The sequence below is a fragment of the uncultured Bradyrhizobium sp. genome (assembly GCF_947648125.1).
In the GTDB taxonomy this organism is placed as follows: domain Bacteria; phylum Pseudomonadota; class Alphaproteobacteria; order Rhizobiales; family Xanthobacteraceae; genus Bradyrhizobium.
Map to the genome: position 1 here is coordinate 29901 of NZ_CANSMR010000038.1, position 20223 is coordinate 50123.

A 20223-nucleotide genomic window follows, 5' to 3' on the forward strand; every position below is an offset into this window, starting at 1 on the left:
TCAAACGTCCATGATCTCACGTCGACATTTTCTGCGCACCGCCGCCGGATTGACCGCCGCCACCGCTTCGACCGCGGCCTATGGCCTGAGCGAACCGGTCGTCCGTCTCACGCTGACGCGCTACGATCTGTCGCCGCGGCAATGGCCTGCGGATTTTCCGCTCAAGATCGCCGCGATTGCCGACATTCACGCCTGTGATCCCTGGATGTCGCTCGATCGCATCGCAGAGATCGTCGAGCGGACCAACGCGCTGAACCCCGACATCATCGTGCTGCTCGGTGACTATGTCGCGGGGCTGCGCCACGTCACCCGCTTCATTCCGGCCTCGGAATGGGCTGCAGTGCTCAAGGACCTGAAGGCGCCGCTCGGCGTGCATGCCGTGCTCGGCAATCACGATTATTGGGAAGACAAAACGGTGCAGCGCCTGGGGCAGGGCACTCCCGTCGCGCGCCGTGCGCTGGAGCGCGCCGGCATTCCGGTCTACGAGAACGATGCGGTGCGGCTCGTCAAGGATGGCCGTCCGTTCTGGCTCGCCGGTCTCGGCGACCAGCTCGCCTATCTGCCGGCGCGGCGCTATCGCGAGGTCCGGCGCATCGGCGTCGACGATCTCAACGCGACGCTTGCAAAAGTCACCGACGACGCGCCGGTGATCCTGCTCGCGCACGAGCCCGACGTCGCGCTCCGCGTGCCCTCGCGCGTCGCGCTGCAGCTGTCCGGCCACACCCATGGCGGCCAGATCCGGCTGCTCGGCTGGTCGCCGGCGGTGCCGGTGAAGCACGGCATGCGGCTCGCCTATGGCCACATCAAGCTGAAATGCGACGTCGTCGTTTCCGGCGGTCTCGGCTGCAGCATCATGCCGTTCCGCCTCGGCGTGCCGCCCGAGATCGTGCAGGTTACGCTCGGCGCAAAGGGGCCGGTGGTGTCCTGACCGTCCAGGCCGTGTACTCATAAGGGCGCGGACGTTGGCGTTTGGGGATCAGGCTGCATGGGGAATTCCTTGAAACGCGGCATCCTTTTGCGAGGTAGGCACGTTCGTCACCACAAACGGGTGTCGTGCACCCATGCCGACCTCGGCGCGTGACAACAGCCGCCCGCTCCTGTAAAAACATTAAGCCCCGATGCCGCGGGAAGGAGGTGCCCTGTGAAACGCAGGATGACAGCCGTCCTGCTGGCGGATGTCGTTGGCTACAGTCGGCTCATGTCGACCGACGAGGACGCCACCCACGTAATGCTGTCCGAATGTTTCGGCGGCTTGATCGAACCCAAAATTTCCGAGCATGGTGGTCGCCTGATCCGATCCAGCGGCGATGGATTACTTGTCGAATTCGACAGCGCTCTGGATGCCGTACGTTGCGGTATCGAAATTCAGCAGGAATTGAACCAGCGCAATGCCGGTGCCGCCCCCGAGCGCCGCTTCCAAATGCGCATCGGCGTAAATGCCGGTGACGTCATTTTTGACGAGCGCGATATCTACGGAAACAGCGTCAATATTGCAGCTCGGCTGGAGACTCTCGCCGAGCCAGGCGAGCTATTTGTTACCAATACCGTTCGCGATCAGCTCCTGGGTCATCCGGAACTCGCATTTGAGGACAGGGGCCGTCATCGGCTCAAGAACATCGACCCTCCGATTCAGGTCTATCGGGTTACGCGGGCCGAGGAGCAAAACAAATCCCTCCTGGGGCGAATGCGCCTTGCCGCGCGCCGAGCTATCGCGCTTCCTCCGATGCGTCGTTCGGTGGCCGCAGCATTTGCAGTCCTATTAGCCATCGCGATGTTTGTAGGCACAGTGCCGTTTTGGCATGGCCAAAAAGCGCAGTCTGCTCAAGCTTCCATCATGGTCATGCCGTTTCGCAGCATGAGCAATGATCCGCAGGAGGGCTATTTCGCCGACGCGGTCACCGATGATCTAACCACGGACCTCTCCCGCTTGACAGATACTGTGGTGATTGCGCGTGCGACGGCTTTCACTTACAAGGGGAAAGATATTGACCCTCGACAGATCGGACTGGACTGCGACGTTCGATATCTCTTGGAAGGCAGCATCCGGAAAATCGGTACCAAGGTGCAAGCTAACGCGCATCTGGTAGATGCGCGCTCCGCCAGAGCTATTTGGGCGGATCAATTTGATACTGATGTTACAGACCTTTTCGAATTGCAAGAAGTTGTAACGGGTCGAATCGCCTCGTCACTCGGACTTCAACTGGTCAAGGCCGAGAGTCGTCGACGTGATCGGTCGGGAGATTCCAATGCGATTGATATGAGGTTACGTGCCATGGCCATTCTCATTGACTCGGTTACTCCACAGCACAATCTTATCGCACGCAAGTATCTTCAAGATTCTCTGCAGCTCAGCCCGCAATCGGCCATCGCCTGGAGCCAACTGGCAGATGTCTTGATGCGTGACTATTTGAATCGCTGGAACGAAGCTGCTGGAACAGATTCCAACGCACGCATTGAGCTGCTCAACCAGGCCGAGCATGCGTTGCAACAGGCATTCAGTCTCGATCCGACCATTGCTCTGACCCATATGGATGATGGCTTTATTCGCCGCGCGAAGGGGGATCATCAAGGAGCTCTGGACGCTTTCGAACGGGCGCTTGCTCTCGATCCCAATCTTGCCCTCGCATATGCTCAGAAAGCCAATCAACTTGTCCTGACGGGACGTCCCAAGGAAGCGCCTCCGCTGGTGTTGAAGGCGATCAGACTCAGTCCCCGCGATCCTGCCAGGAGTGTATTTTCCTGGGTCCTGGGGCGCGCGTACTTCGCGATGGGAAACTACGACGACGCAATTGTCTGGCTTCGAAGAGCGGTTGAGGAGAGACGCACGGTTTGGTTCAGTCGGGCGCATTTGGTGAGCGCATTTGCGCTGGCCGGAAAGCAAACCGAAGCGGTCGACGCGTTGAATGATTTCAACGGCGCACTGCCGGGTTACACACTGGCGCGCATCCACGACATCTATTCCCAGGAAATTCCAAATCAGCATCTAGCGTTTCAGAGTACATTAAATGAACTCTTCAAGGGATTGCAGCAGGCGGGGATGAAATAATCGCAGTCGATCGACAAGGTCGGCTCATGGGTATTCATTCCGCTCGCGGCGCTACGAGCGCCGTGCAGCGCAGCACACGAGGGATGATTGCGGATAGGGTGCCGGGCTGACATCTCTGCATGTGGTCGCTGGTGCGGTGCTCCGCCGTATCAAGCCTGTACGCTCAGCTCGAATTTGAGGATTTGATCAGCCGGTATCAGGAGACATTCAATGCTTCAGATATCATGTCGGAAACTTTGCACTGTCGTGTCAGTTGGGGCCTTGTGGGCAGTGTTCGCTTCGGCGCAACCAATCTCGTCGCCAGTGCATACGAAGACTCTCATCGCGGTGATGCATTCCGATCTGCGCATCCTCGACCCGACCTTCACCGGCGCGTATATCACGCGCGATCACGGCTACATGATCTTTGACACTTTGCTCGCCACCGACTCCGACTTCAAGATCCGGCCTCAGATGGCGGATTGGAAGGTCTCCGACGACAAGCTCACCTACACCTTTACCCTCCGCGACGGACTGAAATGGCATGATGGCAGCCCGGTCACTGCGGAAGATTGCGTTGCGTCGCTCAAGCGCTGGAGCAAGAACGAGACCATGGGCCAGACGCTGATGGACTTCACGGCCAGCATTGAGGCCACTGACGACAGAACCATCACGCTGAAACTGAAAGAGCCTTACGGGCTAGTGCTGGAATCGATTGGAAAACCTTCATCGATTGTTCCGTTTATGATGCCCAAGCGTCTGGCCGAAACGCCGCCGGGCCAGCAAATCAAGGAGCAGGTTGGCTCCGGTCCCTTCAAGTTCGTTCAGTCCGAATTCCAGCCTGGCGTAAAGGCCGTCTACGAGAAAAACACGGACTACGTGCCGCGTAAGGAGCCGCCGAACTGGACGTCGGGCGGTAAGGTCGTGATGGTCGATCGGGTCGAATGGATCCGGATGCCGGATGCACAGACCGCCGTGAACGCGCTGCAATCCGGCGACATCGACTTCATGGAGAATGTCCCCTTCGATCTCGTGACGAAGTTGGCAGCCAACAAGGACTTGAAGCTTGAGACCCTGGACAAGCATGGCTTCCAGATCGTCGGACGCATGAATTTTCTTTACCCGCCGTTCGATAACGTCCTGGTGCGCCGCGCGGCGTTGCTGGCGCTGAACCAGAAGGATGTGCTGGACGCACTGGTCGGTAATTCAGAATACTACCGGGTGTGTGGCGCGGTTTTCGGTTGTGATACGCCGCTGGCCACCGACGCAGGCTCGGAATCGCTGGTGAAAGGCAATGGCATCGCACAAGCGGCGAAGCTGCTTGCGGAGTCCGGCTACGACGGCACGCCTGTTGTGATCATGGCGCCCGGCGACGTCCTGGTTTTCAAGGCACAACCGATCGTCGCGGCGCAACTGCTGCGTAGGGCTGGTTTCAACGTGGATCTGCAGGCGACCGATTGGCAAACAGTGGTCTCCCGTCGCGCCAGCCAGAAGCCGCCCAAAGAGGGTGGTTGGAACCTGTTTTTCACCAACTTCATCATTGCCGATGTGGTGGACCCTGTCGTCAACATATTGGTCAACGGTCGTGGCAGGAACGGTGGTTGGTTTGGTTGGCCGGAATCGGCCCGGCTCGAAGCGCTGAAAGACCAGTTCGTGCGTGCATCCACGCCGGCCGAGCAGCAGAAGATCGCCGCAGATATCCAGGCGGTCGTCTATGACCAGGTGATCTATGTCCCCCTCGGGCAATGGCGCGGGGTCAGCGCGTGGCGAAAATCGCTCTCAGGCGTGCTCGACGGCCCTGCCACGCCGATCTTCTGGAACATCGACAAGTCGGAGTGAAGCGCGAATCTCATGGTTCATTCTTCGTTGTGCGATCAGGCAATTGAAGTGAGCTGTGGCCGTCGTTACGTGGGCGGTTGATCGAGGGCTGCATTGCATTCTATCTGGTGGGATGGATCGGATCGTGATCGTTCGCGTTCTCGACGGCCGCAGGGATATCGAGCGAGAGTTTTCTAAATGACCTTACCCCATATCGACGGCGCGATCCGCGATGGCCGACACCACATGCAGGTCCGTGTCTATTACGAAGACACCGATTTTTCCGGCATCGTCTACCACGCCAATTATCTGCGCTTCATGGAGCGCGGCCGCACCAATCATCTCCGATTGATGGGCGCCGAACAGAACGCGCTGTTCGAGGAGGCGCAGGAGGAGACCGGCGGCTTCGCCTTTGTGGTGCGCTCGATGTCGCTGGACTTCCTGAAGCCCGCGCGGATGGACGACATGCTCGACGTCGTGACCTGGCCAATTGCGGTGAAGGGCGCCTCCATCATGCTCGCGCAGGAGGTCAGGCGCGGCGATGACGTGCTTGTGAAGGCGCAGGTGCGCGTCGCCTTCGTCAGTCAGGGCCGGGCGCAGCCGATTCCGAAGTCCATTCGCGCGCTAATGAAGGCCGATCTGGCTTAACTATTGGCCGATAGGAAACGCCCCATCGACTCTGCGCGGCACGGCGATAGATTTGCGCGTGACAAAACAACCGCGAGGGATCGCCGATGTCACGCCCGCCGCTGCCGCCCTTCACCCGCGAGACCGCCGCGCAGAAAGCGCGCATGGCGGAAGATGCCTGGAATTCCCGCGACCCGGTTCGGGTTGCCGGCGCCTATACCGAGGACAGCCGCTGGCGTAACCGATCCGAGGTATTTCAGGGCCGCGAGGCGATCGTGGCCTTCCTGACCCGCAAATGGGAAAAGGAGCTGGAGTATCGCCTGATCAAGGATCTCTGGGCGTTCGACGGCAACCGCATCGCGGTGCGCTTCCAGTACGAGTGGCACGATGCCGCCGGCAACTGGTTTCGCTCCTACGGCAACGAGCAGTGGGAGTTCGACGAGCACGGCCTGATGCGCCGCCGCGAGGCCTCGATCAACGATATCGCGATTGCGGAGAAAGATCGCCGCTTCCACTGGCCCGCGCCGGGCCCGCGTCCGGCCGACGTACCGGGGCTGGGGGATAGTCCGTTCTAGTTGTCGTCCCGGCCTTCGCCGGGACGACGGATAGTAAGAGACCGGCTTACGCCGCCGCCTTGTGCCGCGCGATCTCGGCCTTGTAGAGCTCGAACTCCTCCGCGACCGCCTTGGCGACCGACGGCCGGGAGCGCAGGCGTTCGTAATAGGCCTTCAGCGCCGGCCACTTGGCGAGCTCGATCGGGGGCGTCGCCATGGTCCAGTTGATGACAGTGACGAGATAGGCGTCGGCGACGCTGAAATGATCGAGCAAATATTCGCGTCCCCTCAGGTGATCCTCGACATAGTCGAGCCGCGACACGTACTTCTCCAGCGCATAGGCCTTGGCTTCCGGCGGCGCCTTCTTGTCGAGCAGCGGCAGGAACAGGCCCTTGTGCAGTTCGGTGCCGATGAAGCACAGCCATTGATGCAGCTTGGAGCGCTCGGCGTTCGAAGCGGTGCCGAGGCCGGCCCGCGGGAACTGGTCGGCGACATATTGCAGGATCGCGGCGTTCTCGGTCAGCACGACGCCGTCGTCGGTGCGCAGCGTCGGCACCAGGCCGAGCGGGTTGACCTTGTTGAAGTCGGTGCCGTCGTTGCGCACCTGCTTGGTCTTCGGATCGACCTCGAGATAGTTCGCCGGCTGGCCCGCTTCATAGAGCGCGACGCGGGTCGCCATCGAGCAGGCGAGCGGCGAGAAATAAAGGTCCATTGGTGCCTCCTTGGGGCGGTCTGGCGCGGGTGTCCGGCCGTTGTTGATTTTTGTACTGTCTGGGATAATATTGATGGCGTCAAGGAATTAAATGCGAAATGGTACAAAAAAGTAAGAGGCCGCCATCTGCTGCCAAAATCGCAGCGCCCACAGCGCCGAAGCGGCGCGGGCGGCCGCGCGCCTATGAGCCCGAGGTCGCGCTCGGCAAGGCGCTCGACCTGTTCCGCCGTGATGGCTTCGCCGCGACCTCGCTCGATGATCTCAGTGCTGCGACCGGCATGAACCGGCCGAGTCTCTATGGCGCATTCGGCGACAAGCGCGAGCTCTACATCAAGAGCTACCAGCGCTACCGCGATGACGCGCGCGCGGCGATGGTCGACATCTTCCGTGCCGATGCGCCGCTGCGCGAGCGGCTCGAGCGCATCTATCGCATCGCGCTCGACATCTATCTTTCCGGCGAGTCCGGCCCGCGCGGCTGCTTCACGGTGATGACGGCGGCATCCGAGGCAGTTTCGGATCCGGATATCCGCACCATGGTGGTGGAGGGCCTGACCGAGCTCGACAAGGCGTTCGGGATTTGCTTCCGCCATGCCAAGGAGCGCGGCGAGCTGCCCGAGGGCGCCGATCCGGCGTCGCTGGCGCATCTTGCCTCCGCCACCATCCATACCATCGCGATCCGTGCCCGCGCCCGCGTGCCGCGCAAGGAACTCGAGGCGATCGTGAAGGGCGCCGTCGACGTGCTGTGCGCGGCCAAATAGAAGCGGCGAAATTTCTTCTGCACCAAATGTCGGGCGCTGTTTTTCGCGCCCGTCTTCCGTAAGGTCCCTCAACTCACGGAAGCGGAATATCATGGGAAAAGTCAGGACTTCGGCATTCTCGGTCTCGATCGACGGATTTGGCGCCGCGCCACGGCAGAGCCTCGAAAATCCATTCGGCGAAGGAGGCATGGCGCTGCCTGCCTGGTTCCTCGGGACGCGGACGTTTCGCCAGACGTTCGGCCAGGATGGCGGCAGCACCGGTCTCGATGACGAGATCGCGCGCAAATCGATGGAAAACATCGGTGCCTGGATTCTGGGGCGTAACATGTTCGGCCCGATCCGCGGGCCGTGGCCGGATCATGCCTGGAAGGGCTGGTGGGGCGCCAATCCGCCGTATCACACGCCGGTGTTCGTGCTGACCCATCACGCGCGGCCTGACATCGAGATGGAAGGCGGCACGACGTTTCACTTCGTGACCTCAGGCATTGCCGAGGCGCTCGAGCGCGCGCGCGCCGTTGCGGGGGACAAGGACATCCGGGTCGGCGGCGGCGTGTCGCTGGTGCGCCAATTCCTTCAGGCACGCCTGCTCGACGAGGTGCAACTAGCGCTGTCGCCGGTGCTGCTCGGCTCGGGCGAAAATCTGTTCGCGGGCCTCGATCTGCCCGCGCTCGGCTATGCCGTCGTCTCGCATGTCGCGAGCCCGAACGCCACGCACGTCACCTTCGCGCGCAAGTCCTGAACGGTTCACGCCTGCGTCAACGGCCAAAATTGGCCGTTGACGCGATCGCCATTTGGTCGTACTTAACCCAAAGGTTATTTAACCGATGAGCTAAGTACATGCCGCTCGACCCCCTCAGTTCGACCTTCGCGGCGCTGGCCGATCCGACCCGGCGCGCGATCCTGGCGCGGCTCGCGCTCGGGGAGACTTCGGTGATGGAGCTGGCAAAGCCGTTCGACATGAGCCTGCCGGCGATCTCCAAGCACCTGAAGGTGCTGGAGCATGCCGGATTGATCTCGCGCGGGCGCGAGGCGCAGTGGCGGCCGTGCCGCATCGCGCCCTCTTCGTTCAAGCAGGTCGATGGCTGGCTCGGGAATTTCCGCCGCTTCTGGGACGAGAGCTTCAACCGCCTCGACGGCCTGCTCGAGGAGATGAAGGTGGAGGAGGCCACGAAGGCCCCGCCGCACACCACCCGTAAAGTCAGAGTAACCAAGGAGAAGCAACGTGGACGCACGCGTGGATAAGACGCTGAGGATCACGACCCCATCGGATTGCGAATTCGCCATGACGCGCCAGTTCGACGCGCCGCGGCGCTTCGTGTTCGATGCGATGACCAAGCCGGAATATCTGGTGCGCTGGCTTGGCTGCGAGCAGCTCGCAATGCCGGTGTGCGAAGTCGACCTGCGGGTCGGTGGCGCCTATCGGTTCGTGTTCCGCTCGTCCGAGGGCATCGAGCATGAACTCACCGGCACCTATCGCGAGGTGGTGCGCCCGGAGCGGCTGGCGTTCGGCGAGACGTTCTCGATGCCGGGCTTCACCAGCGACGAATATCTCGTCATCTCGACCTTCATCGAGGCCGGCGGCACCACTACGTTGACCACCACCATCCGCCATCCCACCAAGGAGGCGCGCGACGGCCATCTCAATTCCGGCATCGATAAGGGTGTCGAGCCCGCCTACGACCGGCTTGCAGAAGTGGTTGCCGGGATGGGCTGAGGCCCTGGCCGAGAGTTGCGCTTCGCCAGCGAAGCGCTGCTCCATCAACGTGGTCGTCCCTGCGAAAGCAGGGACGACACTGCCTCAATACCCCCGCTTGCGATCGACGAGATTTTCCAGCGCGCCACCTTGCTCGAAGCGCGCGATCTGCTGCGCGACGTATTTCGAGATCTCGTCGGCGTCGGTGTCGGCGGCGTTGTGCGGCGTCAGCACCACCTTCGGATGGCTCCAGAACGGGCTGTCTTGCGGCAGCGGCTCGGTCTCGTAGACGTCGAGCGAGGCAGCGCCCAGCGTGCCGTCGTCGAGCGCGCGCAGAATGTCCGCTTCGTTCTGCAAGCCGCCGCGGCCGGCATTGATGATGACGGGCGCGCCGAGCGGGCTGCCCCGATTCAGCTTCGCGAACACGTCGCGGTTCAGCACGTGGCGCGTATCCGGCGTCAGCGGCAGCAGGCAGACCAGGATGTTGGTCTCGCGCAGGAACGCGTCAAGACCCTCGCGGCCGTGGTAGCAGGCGATGCCGTCGATCCGCTTCTCGCTGCGGCTCCAGCCGACGACGCGGAAGCCGAGCGCGCGCAGCGCATGCGCCGAGGCCGCGCCGAGCGTGCCGAGTCCCATGATGCCGACAGTGATCGCGCTTGCCGCCCATTGATAGTCCGGCGCCCAGCGCCTCAATCGTTGCGACTCCCGCAGATAGAGCTCCTGGCGGTGATGCATCAGCACATGCAGCACGACATATTCAGTCATGCGGTCGGTGAGATCGCCGACCGCGACCCGCACCAGCGGCACGTCGGGCAGCGAACGGTCGGCCATCAGCGCGTCGACGCCGGCGCCGAGGTTGAAGATGACGCGCAGGTTCTTGAACGCCGCGAGCTCGCCCGGCTTCGGCTTCCACACCGCGGCATAGTGCACCTCGGCGGGATCGAGCGCGCCGTCCGGCAGCAGCACCACGCGGCGGTCCGGGCAGACCGTGTCGAACCGCGCCTTCCAGCGCGCCGACGACCAGTTTTCCGAGCCGCCATTGATCAGCAGCGCCAGTGCGGCCTTACCCATCCGGATACCTCCAATGTCAATGTGATGTAAATCACAGAGCGGGTCCGGCCCGCTCCCTAATCTCCTGCCATCAACCGGGGAGAACTTCCATGCGCAAGCTGATCCTGATCGCGGCTTTCATCGCAGCCACCACCACCGCCACCGCCGCTCACGCCGGCCAGAGCCGCGGCCTCGTGCTCGCAAACGCCGATACGCCCGCTCAGGCGCAACCGGCCGTTGCTCCCGCGCAGGCCGAGGCCCAACCGGCGCCGTCACAGGCCCAGCCGGCCGAGGCCTCCCGGCCGCAGGCGTCGCGTCCGGCGAAGCGGAGCCAGACCAGCCGACGCGAGAGCGACGAGGCCAAGGCGCGCCGGATCGCCGCCCGTTACGGTGTCTATTGGTGATCGCAGCATCGTCGTCACGGCGATGACCTGACACGCCATCGCTGTGGCCTCAGCCTTCAGTCTGTCGCGGCGCGCCATGAAGCTTCGGCGAAATCCATCGCCCGCATCCGGAACCTAAATTTCTTTCGCTCCGCCTGTCGGCAGCGGGCATAATCGTTCGTTCTTGCAATGAACGGAGATGCCTTTTCGATGCTGTACGCCATCCTCTGCTATCATGACGAAGACATGGTCGGCTCCTGGAGCAAGGAGCACGACGCCTCGGTCATGCAGAAATTGTCGGTCGTGCAGGACAAGCTCGCCAAGCAGGGCCGGCTCGGTCCGGTGGCGCGGCTGCTGCCGACCACTGCGGCGACCACGTTGCGCAAGGAAAACCCGCCGCTGGTGCTCGACGGCCCGTTCGCCGAAACCAAGGAGCAGCTGCTCGGCTTCTATCTGGTCGAGGGCAAGAACCTCGACGAGGTGCTCGACATCGCGCGCGACCTCGGCGAGGCCAATCCCGGCGGCACCTATGAGATCCGCCCGGTCGGCTACTTCAATCAGGGGGGTACGAAGGCGTGAGCATGACCGACACCGCCTGGATCGATGCCGCGCTGACGTCGGCGCGTCCCCAGGCGGTTGGCGCGCTGCTGCGCTACTTCCGCAATCTCGATACCGCCGAGGAGGCCTTCCAGAACGCCTGCCTGCGGGCACTGAAGAGCTGGCCGCAGAACGGCCCGCCGCGCGATCCCGCGGCGTGGCTGATCATGGTCGGCCGCAATGTCGCGATCGACGACATCAGGCGCAGCAAGAAGCAGGAGGCGTTGCCCGACGACGACCAGGCGATCTCCGACCTCGGCGACGCCGAGGAAGAGCTCGCCGAGCGGCTCGACGGCTCGCATTACCGCGACGATATCCTGCGGCTCCTGTTCATCTGCTGCCACAAGGATCTGCCGGCGACCCAGCAGGTCGCGCTCGCGCTGCGCATCGTCTCCGGCCTGTCGGTGAAGCAGATCGCGCGCGCCTTCCTGGTCTCGGAAGCCGCGATGGAGCAGCGCATCACGCGGGCCAAGACGCGCGTCGCCGACGCCAATGTGCCGTTCGAGACGCCGGGCGCGGTCGAGCGTAGCGAGCGGCTCGTCTCGGTCGCCGCGATGATCTATTTGATCTTCAACGAGGGCTATTCGGCGAGCGGCGACACCGCTCAAATCCGTTCGCCGTTGTGCGAGGAGGCGATCCGGCTGGCCCGCCTGCTGCTGCGGCTGTTCCAGAGCGAGCCGGAGATCATGGGGCTGACGGCGCTGCTGCTGTTGCAGCATGCTCGCGCCGCCGCGCGGTTCGATGCTGATGGCCAGGTGATCCTGCTCGACGACCAGGATCGCAGCCAGTGGAACCAGAAGCTGATCGCCGAAGGCCTCGCGCTGATCGACAAGGCGATGCGCCATCGCCGCAGCGGGCCCTATCAGGTGCAGGCCGCGATCGCCGCGCTCCACGCCCGCGCGGAAAAGCCCGAGGATACCGACTGGACCCAGATCGACCTGCTTTATGGCGCGCTCGAGATCATGCAGCCGTCGCCGGTGATCACGCTTAACCGCGCCGTTGCGGTCTCCAAGGTCAAGGGGCCGGAAGCCGCGCTGGAGATGATCGAGCCCTTGGCGCCGCGGCTTTCCAATTACTTCCATTATTTCGGCGTGCGCGGCGCCTTCCTGATGCAGCTCGGCCGCAACGAGGAGGCCCGCGTCACCTTCGATCGCGCCATCGCGCTCGCCAACACCACCGCCGAAGCTGCCCATATCCGCATGCACATCGACCGCCTGATGCGCGACAGCCAGCCGCGCAATGTGAAGGCGAAGTAGCTCCCAACATTGCTGCTCGTCATGCCCGGCCTTGTGCCGGGCATCCACGTCTTTGGATGCCGCGAAAAAAGGAAGACGTGGATGGCCGGGACGAGCCCGGCCATGACGAATCTCAAAAAATCTTCGCCGTCCTTGTCGGTCCGTCATCCCGCCGTTCGTCATGAAGGCAGAGCATCACCACACCTTGGGGAGCAAGCCATGCCGACGATCGTCGACACCGAAATCTCAAAGCCCGCCCGCATCACCGGCCGCGTCATGAGCGGCGTGGTCGTCCTTTTCCTGCTGTTCGATGGCGCCATCAAGCTGCTGCCATTGCCTGTCGTCACCGAGACCATGGACAAGATGGGCTTTGGTGCGAGTGATACGCTGGCGCGCAGCCTCGGCATCATCACCATCGTCTGCACGCTGCTGTACTCGGTGCCGCCGACCTCGATCCTCGGCGCCATCCTGCTCACCGGCTATCTCGGCGGTGCGATCGCGTCCCATGTGCGGATCGGCAGCCCCCTGTTCAGCCACACGCTGTTCGGGCTCTATCTCGGCCTGATGGTGTGGGGCGGGCTCTATCTGCGCGATGGCAATCTGCGCGCGCTGCTTCCATTCCGCCGCTAGGCTATTATTTATTCCGTCCCTGTGGAGACCATCATGTTCGAGACCATTGCCATCATCGCGGTCATTCTCGCGGTCGCGATTGCCGTCATCCTCGTCCTCGCGGCGACCAAGCCGAGCACATTCCGCGTCACGCGTGCGACCAGCATCAATGCGCCGGCGGAACGGATCTTTCCATTGATCGACGATTTCCGTCAGTGGACGGTCTGGTCGCCCTACGAGAACCGGGATCCGGCCATGAAGCGCACCTATGACGGCGCCGGGCGCGGGCAGGGGGCGGTCTATGCCTGGGACGGCAACAAGAATGTCGGCACCGGCCGCATGGAGATCCTGCAATCGTCCGCGCCGTCGAAGATCGTCATCAAGCTCGACTTCCTCAAGCCGTTCGAGGGCCACAACACCGCCGAGTTCACAATGCTGCCGCAGGGAGATGCGACCAGCGTCACATGGACCATGTATGGTCCGGCCGTCTTCATGTCGAAAGTGATGCAGGTGTTCATGAACCTGGATCACATGATCGGCAAGGATTTCGAGGTCGGCCTCGCCAATCTGAAGAAGCTCACTGAAAAATAGCGGGCGTTTTCGAGCGAAGTGGTTACCGGTTCGCGTGAGGAAAACGCGTCAAAACGAGAATCTACCCCAGGGAGCATGTCATGCAGGTCAACCCCTATCTCTCCTACGACGGCAATTGCGGCGCCGCGCTGAACTTCTACGAGAAGGTTCTCGGTGCGCGGATCGAGGAAACCTATCCCTACGGCGAGGGCAATCCGGAGATGCAGACGCCGCCCGGCTGGAAGGACAAGATCATGCACGCCCGGGTCTCGATCGACGGCGAGATCATCATGGCCTCCGACGCCCCGCCCGGCCACTTCCAGAAGCCGCAGGGATTTCACGTCGCGCTGCAGGTCGAGGATCCCGCGGAGGCCGAACGCCGCTTCAAGGCGCTGTCCGAAGGCGGCACGGTCACCATGCCGTTCGGCAAGACGTTCTTCTCCAACGGTTTTGGCATGTGCGTCGATCAGTTCGGCATCCCCTGGATGGTGAACTGCCCGCAGCAGATGTAGGCCGGCATCAATTTCGGAATCGTAGGGTGGGTTAGCCCAACGGGTCCGCGCGAAGCGCGGCCCGATGACAGGCTCCGGCGTAACCCACCGCCGGTTTCTCATCTGCGCAAATGTCTGTGTGGCGAAGATGGTGGGTTACGCTTCGCTAACCCACCCTACATTCTCCGCCTTCATCTGCACCGCGGATAGATCGCGGCGAGCTCGCGGCCGCGCAGCAGCAGCAGGCGCGAGGTCAGGCCGCCGCGGCGTACGATCCAGCCGCGCACCGGCGCCGGATAGGCCTCCAGCACCGCCTCGGATGCTTCCGGTTCCGCATAGGTTCGGCCGCGCCGGTCGATCGAGCGCGCGGCGTGGAAGCCGAGCACCGCGCGCCGTGTCACGCAGATGCGGTCGCCCGGCACCATCGAGAGCACCAGCGTGCAGGCCGACAGGCACGGCCCGTCGATCACCACGCGTTCTCCGGACTCGCGCACATTGTCGAACAGTTCGATGAATGGACCGACCTGCCCGCCGGGGCTGGCGAGGATGCGGACGTCGGCCTGCGCGCAGCCAATCGTTGCGCAGAGGGCTGCCGCCGCGACAAACATCTTCATCAGCGCAATCCCTGCCGACGATGCGGTCGAGGTCCCGCCGCATCCGAAGCCGCAAGGCTCGCGCCGGAATGGGGCATCGTCAAGACCGATGCCCCATTCGCGATGACAGGCGGGCTCAGGCTGCCCGGTTCTTGAGCGCGCCCACGATCGCCGTGAGCACCGCGCCGGCAACGCCGCCGCCGGCGACCTGTCCGATGATGCTGCCGATGTCAGGCGTTGTGCCGGAATTGGCGAGCAGCGGAATCAGCATGCCCAGAAGCTGTCCGCCCGCGCCGCCGCCGATGGCGCCTGCGATGGTGTTTCCGAGCGTGCCGAGATCGATGTTCTTGGCCGCTCCGGCGGCGACATTGCCGCCGACGGCTCCGCTGATGATTTGAATGATCAGATTGATGAGGACTCCCGACATGACGCGATTTCTCCCCGGTATCTGGTTCAGCATGGCTGAGCCGCCGAATGGCGTCCCACCGGCGCAGACGTTAGGCCTCCGGCGCGCAGAGGTCATGCTGCGCACGCGAAGATTGCGGCCGATCCGGGCGGTATGCACCGGCTTTTTGGGGAGCGGTTCGGCTAACCTGCAGCTTTAGCCTGCGCCGGAGACGCCGGCCTCGGCAAAGGTCGCCATCCCGCCATGACAGGCGAGCGCCGCGCGCAGCAGCAGGATCGCAACCCCTGCGCCGGAGGCTTCGCCGAGCCGCATCTCGAGATCAAGTAGGGGCGCGAGCTGCAGTTCGCGCAGCAGCTGGCGATGGCCGAGCTCGGCCGAGACATGCCCGGCGCGGCAATGCGCAAGGCTATCAGGCGCAAGCCGCGCCAGCGGCAGCACCGCCGATGTCGCGACGAAGCCGTCGAGCAGCACCGGGATCGATCTCGCCCGCGCTGCCAGCACGGCGCCCGCGATGGCCGCGAGCTCGCGGCCGCCGAGCGCGACTGCGACGGCGAGCGGATCGTCGAGCAGGCTGCGATGCAGTTTCAGCGCGGTATCGATCACGGTGCGCTTGCGCAGCAGGCCGGCATCGTCGACGCCGGTGCCGCGGCCGGCCCAGCGCGCGCCGCGCCCGCCCATCAGCGCCGCGCACAGCGTCGCGGCCACCGTGGTGTTAGCGATGCCCATCTCGCCGACCACGAGCAGATCGCATTGCTCGGGCACCGTGCGCCAGCCGGTGTCAAAGGCGACCAGGAAATCGGCGCCATCCATCGCCGGCGCCATCGTGAAATCGCGGGTCGGACGTGCGAGCTCGAGCGGCTCGACGCGCAGCTCGGCCCCGGCAAGCTTGGCGATCTGGTTGATCGCAGCGCCGCCCGCGGTGAAATTCGCCACCATCTGCGCGGTGACCTCAGAGGGAAAGGCGGAGACGCCGCGCTCGGCGATGCCGTGATTGCCGGCGAACACGGCGATCGTGACCTGGTCGAGCCGAGGGATCTCGCGCCGCTGCCAGCGCGCCAGCCAGATCGCGACCTCTTCCAGCCGGCCGAGGCTGCCCGGCGGCTTGGTCAGGTTCTGCTGGCGCAGCGTGGCCGCCGCGGCGCTCGCCTCATCGCCCTCGGGCAGGTCGCGACAAAAGCTGCGGATGTCGTCTAGAGTGTTGAACTGCATGCGATTCCCTCGTCGAGCGGGCCGCAAACTAAAGCATGATCCGGAAAAGTGTGAAGCGGTTTTCCCTCGCGACAAATGCGTAGCATTTGCGCGGAGATCATGCCCTAACAAGAAGCTAAAGCGCGATGAGATTCAGCCCGATCTCATCGCGCTTTAGTTCAATTTTCAGGCCTTCACCATGAATCAATGGCTCGACGATCTCAGGACCGCCACCGCGTTTCTGACCCGCCTGCCGATGCCGCATCCGGACGGCGCGCGGCCGGAGGGTTTTGCCCGGGCGCAGCGGCTGTTCCCCCTGGTCGGCGCGGGCATCGGGGTGGCGATCGGCCTGTTCTGTCTGCTGCTGCGGACGATCGGCGTGCCGGACCTCGCCGCGGCGGCGCTGGCGCTCGGCGGCGGCGCGCTGTTGACCGGCGCGCTGCACGAGGACGGGCTCGCCGATGTCGCCGATGGGTTCGGCGGCGGCCGCGACGTAGCGGCCAAGCTCGAGATCATGCGCGACAGCCGGCTCGGCACCTATGGTGCGCTGGCGCTCGTGGTGAGCTTTGCCACCAGGCTTGCGGCGCTGGCGGCGCTTCCCAACGATATGGTGGTGCAGAGCCTGATCGCGGCGCATGCGCTCGGCCGCGGCGTGCTGCCGTGGATCGCGATCAGCCTGCCTTACGCGCGCACGGATGGGCTCGCGGCCAATGCCGGCCGGCCCGACGGTACGATTGCGGCGGTCGCGGCCGGCATCGCGCTGGTGATCGCAGTCCTCGTCTTGCCGTTCGGCAGCGCGCTGCTGACGGCGATCGCGGCGTGCGCGAGCGCATTGATCGTGGCGCTGCTGGCAAAGCGGCAAATCGGCGGCCAGACCGGCGACGTGCTCGGCGGCGCCGAGCAGGTTGCGGAGGCCGCGGTCCTGGTGCTGCTTGCCGCGCGATTCGGTTAGAGCGTTTCGGCGAAGCGGATACCGGTTCGCGTGAAGATGATGCGACTCCATGCAACAGCCGGCGAGAAATTCAGCTATGGGCCAGAACTGGAAGCCGCGCCGATCGAGGCGTTGTTGCGGGACAAGACATCGATGAGCATTGCATCGACCGTCACCAATCGTCGTAGAGCCACTCCCTGGAGATTGGAGGCCGCGCTCTTGTATACGGGGGCTGAGACGTCCGCTCGGGCTTGCGCACGCTTGGGGTCGGCGGCGTCGGAAGCGGTAACGGCTTCGGCTCGGAGACCTTCGCTAGCGTCCGTTTCATATCTTCCTGGCTCGCCTTGAGTTCCTCAATGGCTTTGGAGTTCGCGCGGGCCATCTGTTGCTGGTCCGCCTTGAGCTGCTCGATACTTCGCTCCACATTTTCGAGGTTGCGGGCGATCGTTTGCAGCAGCTGCGCCTGGTCGGGAAGAGCTGTATTGGCTGTCGGCGCGGCGTCCTGCGGCAGTGCGGTCTGAACTGGGGGCGTCGCTTGGGGCGGAGCGGCGTCTGCCGCTGCGACCTGAACGGTGGGTGGAGCGGGCTGCGCCGCAAGCGGCGGATTATCCGGGGGCAATGACGGAGTTGAAACGAGCTGAGGTACCCAACGGGCGACAACCTGCTTGGCTCCTCTGCCATACGACGACTGCAAAGCCAGTGCAGCAACAACGATACATGCTGCCAGCGACAAGCCGGCGAGAGCACGGAACCCCGGCATTCGGCGCGGCGATCGCGAGCGAGGTCCGGAAGAGGTAGGGCCAGGCTCGGAGGCGGCAGGGCTGGGTCCGACCGAAGGCGGGGCAGGTTGCGCCGGAGCTGGGGACGCGGCATCGCGCTCCATTCTTGCAAGCTGTTCACTCAAACGCGCGAGCTCTTCATTGGCGCGCGTGATCTGCTTGTGGGTTTCTGCGAGCCTTTCGTCGGCGCGCGTGGCGAGGCCATCGTTCGATTCGACTGGGTTCGGGGTGGGGGTGGAGTTCACTGGCGCTTCCCTTTCCATCCAATGTCACCCAAGCGTGCCGACTCGGTTATCCGTTAGGGTCGATCAGCCCCCAGCACTCCCGTCAGTCTTGTCCAAAAAAATGGCCGGATGATAGCGGGCTTGAGGTCTCGTGATAATGGAGGGGGACCAGCTCGTGCCGAGCACGTCGACGCATTTCCGCCTTGCCCGATAAATCAGGCATCAACTGTCCATGAGTACACGCCCAGGTCAGAATGGAAGGGCTCCTGCAGCGATGGACCGCGAAACGCATCTCTGGCTGATCCGCCACGCGCCGGTCGACGGTCCGCGCGGTGTGATCCATGCGCCGGATGCGCCCGCGGATTTCGGCGATGCCGTCGCCTTCGCCGCGCTGCAGGCGCGGCTGCCGGCTGACGCTGTCGCGGTCTGCAGTCCGGCGCGGCGCACACGCGAGACCGCCGTGAGGCTCGGCCTGACGGCAACGGCGGATGATGCCTTTCGCGAGCAGGATTTTGGCGACTGGACCGGCCGCCGCCACAGCGAGATCGAGGTCGAACTCGGTGCCGCGGCCTATCGTGCATTCTGGCAATCGCCGGGGACCAACCGGCCGCCGGGCGGCGAAAGTTTTGCCGATCAGATCGCGCGGGCGCGGGCAGGGCTTGCACGCCTGCCGGCCGGCGATGTCGTGCTGGTCGTGCACTCCGGCACCATCCGCGCGATCCTCGCAATCGCGCTCGAGCTCGCGCCGGAGCTTGCGCTGCGCTTCGTGGTCGATCCGCTGTCGCTGACGCGGATCGACCGGCTGGCAGACGCCTGGCGCATTGTTGCAGTGAACCTGCCGCCGATACCAACCCCGTCATCCTGAGGTGCGAGCTCTTGCGAGCCTCGAAGGATGCACGGCCACCAGTCGGGCCGTCGACCCTTCGAGACGCGCTACGCGCTCCTCCAGCGACAAAGACGAAGCCTTTGCGCGGGGGTGACGGTGATGGTGTTTGTCCTACTTGCGTGGACGTCTCACCCATTCCGCCGCTGGCCGCGCAGGGTCGGCAGGCCGATGCCGGCGGCGTCGAAGCCGCCGTCGACGGCGAGGATCTGGCCGGTGATGTAGCTGGCGCGATCCGAGCACAGGAAGAAGATCGCTTCCGCCAGCTCCTCCTCCAGTCCGTAGCGGTTGAGCGGGATCGCGTCGTGATAGTCGGCGCGGATCTCCGGCGTATGCACGGCCTTGGCCATCGCGGTCTCGACCGGCCCGGGCGCGACGCCGTTGACGCGGATGCCGAGCGAGGCGAGCTCGACCGCGAGCTGCTTCGTCAGATGCGCGAGCCCGGCCTTGCTGGTGCCGTAGGCCGAGCGCAGCGTCGAGGCGCGCACCGCCGAGATCGAGGTGATGTTGACGATCGCGCCGCCGCCATGCTCGCGCATGACAGGCGCGGCCGCCTTGGTGCACAGGAACGGGCCGGTGAGGTTGACCGCCATGATCCGGTTCCAGTCGGCGTCCGACGTCTCCAGCACCGGCGTGAACACGGCGATGCCGGCGTTGTTGACCAGCGCATCGAGCCGTCCGAAGCGGCCTGTGATCGCCGCGATCGCGGTTGCCACGCCATCAGCGTCCGATACGTCGCAGGTCAGCGCCAGCGTGGTGTCGGGTTGCTTCAGTGCCGCGACCGCGGCGCGCAGCAATTCGCCCTCGATGTCGAGCAGCGCGACGCGCCAGCCGTCAGCGAGAAAGCGTTTCGCTGCGGCAAGCCCGATGCCGCGCGCGGCGCCGGTCACGAGAGCGACTTTGGGGGAAGCGGAATTCATCGGATGGTCCATCGGTTCGGGCAGGAAGTCCCGACCGTCTGCGGCCTTTGCTCCGACGTGTCAACCCGACGGGGATTCCTTGTCGTAGACCTATTGTGAACGTTGGTATCGCCGACTGTTTCACGGATCGATTCAGCACCGCGATTCGCGTGCTCAACGAATGCGCATCGCGTCGAT

At 64.0% G+C, this 20223-nt stretch carries 24 protein-coding genes; 17 read left to right on the plus strand and 7 right to left on the minus strand.

What is annotated here, in order from left to right:
* Positions 1-10 precede the first annotated feature (10 nt).
* The 5 genes from Q0030_RS36630 to Q0030_RS36650 all read left to right on the plus strand — a co-directional run bounded on the left by Q0030_RS36630 (position 11) and on the right by Q0030_RS36650 (position 6045).
* Positions 11-928 (plus strand): metallophosphoesterase, encoded by a 918-nt coding sequence (locus Q0030_RS36630; protein ID WP_298378727.1) that lies wholly within the window; start codon positions 11-13, stop codon positions 926-928.
* A 225-nt stretch (positions 929-1153) separates the two neighbouring features.
* A complete protein-coding gene (locus Q0030_RS36635; RefSeq protein ID WP_298378729.1) occupies positions 1154-3046 on the plus strand; it encodes an adenylate/guanylate cyclase domain-containing protein in 1893 nt (630 codons plus the stop codon).
* Between the two features lie 330 nt (positions 3047-3376).
* Entirely contained in the window at positions 3377-4864 is a 1488-nt protein-coding gene (locus Q0030_RS36640; RefSeq protein ID WP_298378731.1) for an ABC transporter substrate-binding protein, read from the plus strand.
* A 177-nt stretch (positions 4865-5041) separates the two neighbouring features.
* Positions 5042-5491 (plus strand): tol-pal system-associated acyl-CoA thioesterase, encoded by a 450-nt coding sequence (ybgC, locus tag Q0030_RS36645; protein WP_298378732.1) that lies wholly within the window; start codon positions 5042-5044, stop codon positions 5489-5491.
* 86 nt (positions 5492-5577) lie between these two features.
* Positions 5578-6045, plus strand: a complete 468-nt coding sequence (locus Q0030_RS36650) for a nuclear transport factor 2 family protein (RefSeq protein WP_298378734.1) — start codon at positions 5578-5580, stop codon at positions 6043-6045.
* 46 nt (positions 6046-6091) lie between these two features.
* Here Q0030_RS36650 and Q0030_RS36655 read toward each other — a convergent pair whose 3' ends face one another.
* Complete coding sequence (locus tag Q0030_RS36655; RefSeq protein ID WP_298378736.1) at positions 6092-6736, minus strand: glutathione binding-like protein; 645 nt, start codon at positions 6734-6736, stop codon at positions 6092-6094.
* Positions 6737-6834: 98 nt separating this feature from the next.
* On the opposite strand from Q0030_RS36655, the gene Q0030_RS36660 reads away from it, so the two are divergent.
* The 4 genes from Q0030_RS36660 (at position 6835) to Q0030_RS36675 (ending at position 9208) form a co-directional block, all read left to right on the plus strand.
* Positions 6835-7494, plus strand: coding sequence for a TetR/AcrR family transcriptional regulator (locus Q0030_RS36660; RefSeq protein WP_298378737.1), 660 nt, complete (start codon positions 6835-6837; stop codon positions 7492-7494).
* A gap of 91 nt (positions 7495-7585) precedes the next feature.
* Entirely contained in the window at positions 7586-8233 is a 648-nt protein-coding gene (locus Q0030_RS36665; RefSeq protein ID WP_298378738.1) for a dihydrofolate reductase family protein, read from the plus strand.
* Positions 8234-8331: 98 nt separating this feature from the next.
* On the plus strand, positions 8332-8736 hold the full coding sequence (locus Q0030_RS36670; protein ID WP_298378741.1) for a metalloregulator ArsR/SmtB family transcription factor: 405 nt from the start codon (positions 8332-8334) through the stop codon (positions 8734-8736).
* The gene (locus tag Q0030_RS36675; RefSeq protein ID WP_298378743.1) at positions 8717-9208 is read left to right on the plus strand and encodes an SRPBCC domain-containing protein; all 492 of its coding nucleotides are present in this window, start codon (positions 8717-8719) and stop codon (positions 9206-9208) included. The genes Q0030_RS36670 and Q0030_RS36675 overlap by 20 nt, the downstream gene beginning before the upstream one ends.
* Positions 9209-9292: 84 nt before the next feature.
* On the opposite strand, the gene Q0030_RS36680 is transcribed toward Q0030_RS36675, so the two are convergent.
* Positions 9293-10258, minus strand: coding sequence for a glyoxylate/hydroxypyruvate reductase A (locus Q0030_RS36680; RefSeq protein ID WP_298378744.1), 966 nt, complete (start codon positions 10256-10258; stop codon positions 9293-9295).
* 89 nt (positions 10259-10347) lie between these two features.
* Here Q0030_RS36680 and Q0030_RS36685 point away from each other — a divergent pair, with 89 nt between their 5' ends.
* From Q0030_RS36685 to Q0030_RS36710, 6 genes are all read left to right on the plus strand, one after another.
* On the plus strand, positions 10348-10641 hold the full coding sequence (locus Q0030_RS36685) for a hypothetical protein (RefSeq protein ID WP_298378745.1): 294 nt from the start codon (positions 10348-10350) through the stop codon (positions 10639-10641).
* A 189-nt stretch (positions 10642-10830) separates the two neighbouring features.
* Positions 10831-11199 (plus strand): YciI family protein, encoded by a 369-nt coding sequence (locus Q0030_RS36690; protein WP_157347862.1) that lies wholly within the window; start codon positions 10831-10833, stop codon positions 11197-11199.
* Complete coding sequence (locus Q0030_RS36695) at positions 11196-12473, plus strand: RNA polymerase sigma factor (RefSeq protein ID WP_298378748.1); 1278 nt, start codon at positions 11196-11198, stop codon at positions 12471-12473. The genes Q0030_RS36690 and Q0030_RS36695 overlap by 4 nt, the downstream gene beginning before the upstream one ends.
* A 198-nt stretch (positions 12474-12671) precedes the next feature.
* Positions 12672-13082 (plus strand): DoxX family protein, encoded by a 411-nt coding sequence (locus Q0030_RS36700; RefSeq protein ID WP_298378749.1) that lies wholly within the window; start codon positions 12672-12674, stop codon positions 13080-13082.
* 33 nt (positions 13083-13115) lie between these two features.
* The gene (locus Q0030_RS36705) at positions 13116-13652 is read left to right on the plus strand and encodes an SRPBCC family protein (protein ID WP_229171581.1); all 537 of its coding nucleotides are present in this window, start codon (positions 13116-13118) and stop codon (positions 13650-13652) included.
* Between the two features lie 80 nt (positions 13653-13732).
* Entirely contained in the window at positions 13733-14143 is a 411-nt protein-coding gene (locus Q0030_RS36710) for a VOC family protein (RefSeq protein WP_298378753.1), read from the plus strand.
* Between the two features lie 170 nt (positions 14144-14313).
* Here Q0030_RS36710 and Q0030_RS36715 read toward each other — a convergent pair whose 3' ends face one another.
* From Q0030_RS36715 to cobT, 3 genes are all read right to left on the minus strand, one after another.
* Positions 14314-14736, minus strand: a complete 423-nt coding sequence (locus Q0030_RS36715) for a hypothetical protein (RefSeq protein WP_298378755.1) — start codon at positions 14734-14736, stop codon at positions 14314-14316.
* Between the two features lie 115 nt (positions 14737-14851).
* Positions 14852-15142: a hypothetical protein gene (locus Q0030_RS36720; RefSeq protein ID WP_298378758.1), complete on the minus strand. Its 291-nt coding sequence runs from the start codon at positions 15140-15142 to the stop codon at positions 14852-14854.
* 174 nt (positions 15143-15316) lie between these two features.
* Entirely contained in the window at positions 15317-16330 is a 1014-nt protein-coding gene (gene cobT / locus Q0030_RS36725) for a nicotinate-nucleotide--dimethylbenzimidazole phosphoribosyltransferase (protein ID WP_298378761.1), read from the minus strand.
* A gap of 178 nt (positions 16331-16508) precedes the next feature.
* On the opposite strand from cobT, the gene cobS reads away from it, so the two are divergent.
* Positions 16509-17261: an adenosylcobinamide-GDP ribazoletransferase gene (cobS, locus tag Q0030_RS36730; RefSeq protein WP_298378764.1), complete on the plus strand. Its 753-nt coding sequence runs from the start codon at positions 16509-16511 to the stop codon at positions 17259-17261.
* 151 nt (positions 17262-17412) lie between these two features.
* On the opposite strand, the gene Q0030_RS36735 is transcribed toward cobS, so the two are convergent.
* A complete protein-coding gene (locus Q0030_RS36735; RefSeq protein ID WP_298378767.1) occupies positions 17413-18264 on the minus strand; it encodes a hypothetical protein in 852 nt (283 codons plus the stop codon).
* Between the two features lie 253 nt (positions 18265-18517).
* Between Q0030_RS36735 and Q0030_RS36740 the strand changes: the two genes are divergently transcribed.
* Positions 18518-19108, plus strand: coding sequence for a histidine phosphatase family protein (locus tag Q0030_RS36740; protein ID WP_298378770.1), 591 nt, complete (start codon positions 18518-18520; stop codon positions 19106-19108).
* Positions 19109-19257: 149 nt separating this feature from the next.
* Here Q0030_RS36740 and Q0030_RS36745 read toward each other — a convergent pair whose 3' ends face one another.
* Positions 19258-20046 carry an SDR family oxidoreductase gene (locus Q0030_RS36745; RefSeq protein ID WP_298378773.1) on the minus strand — a complete coding sequence of 263 codons (789 nt, stop codon included), beginning with the start codon at positions 20044-20046 and terminating at the stop codon, positions 19258-19260.
* Positions 20047-20223: the final 177 nt, after the last annotated feature.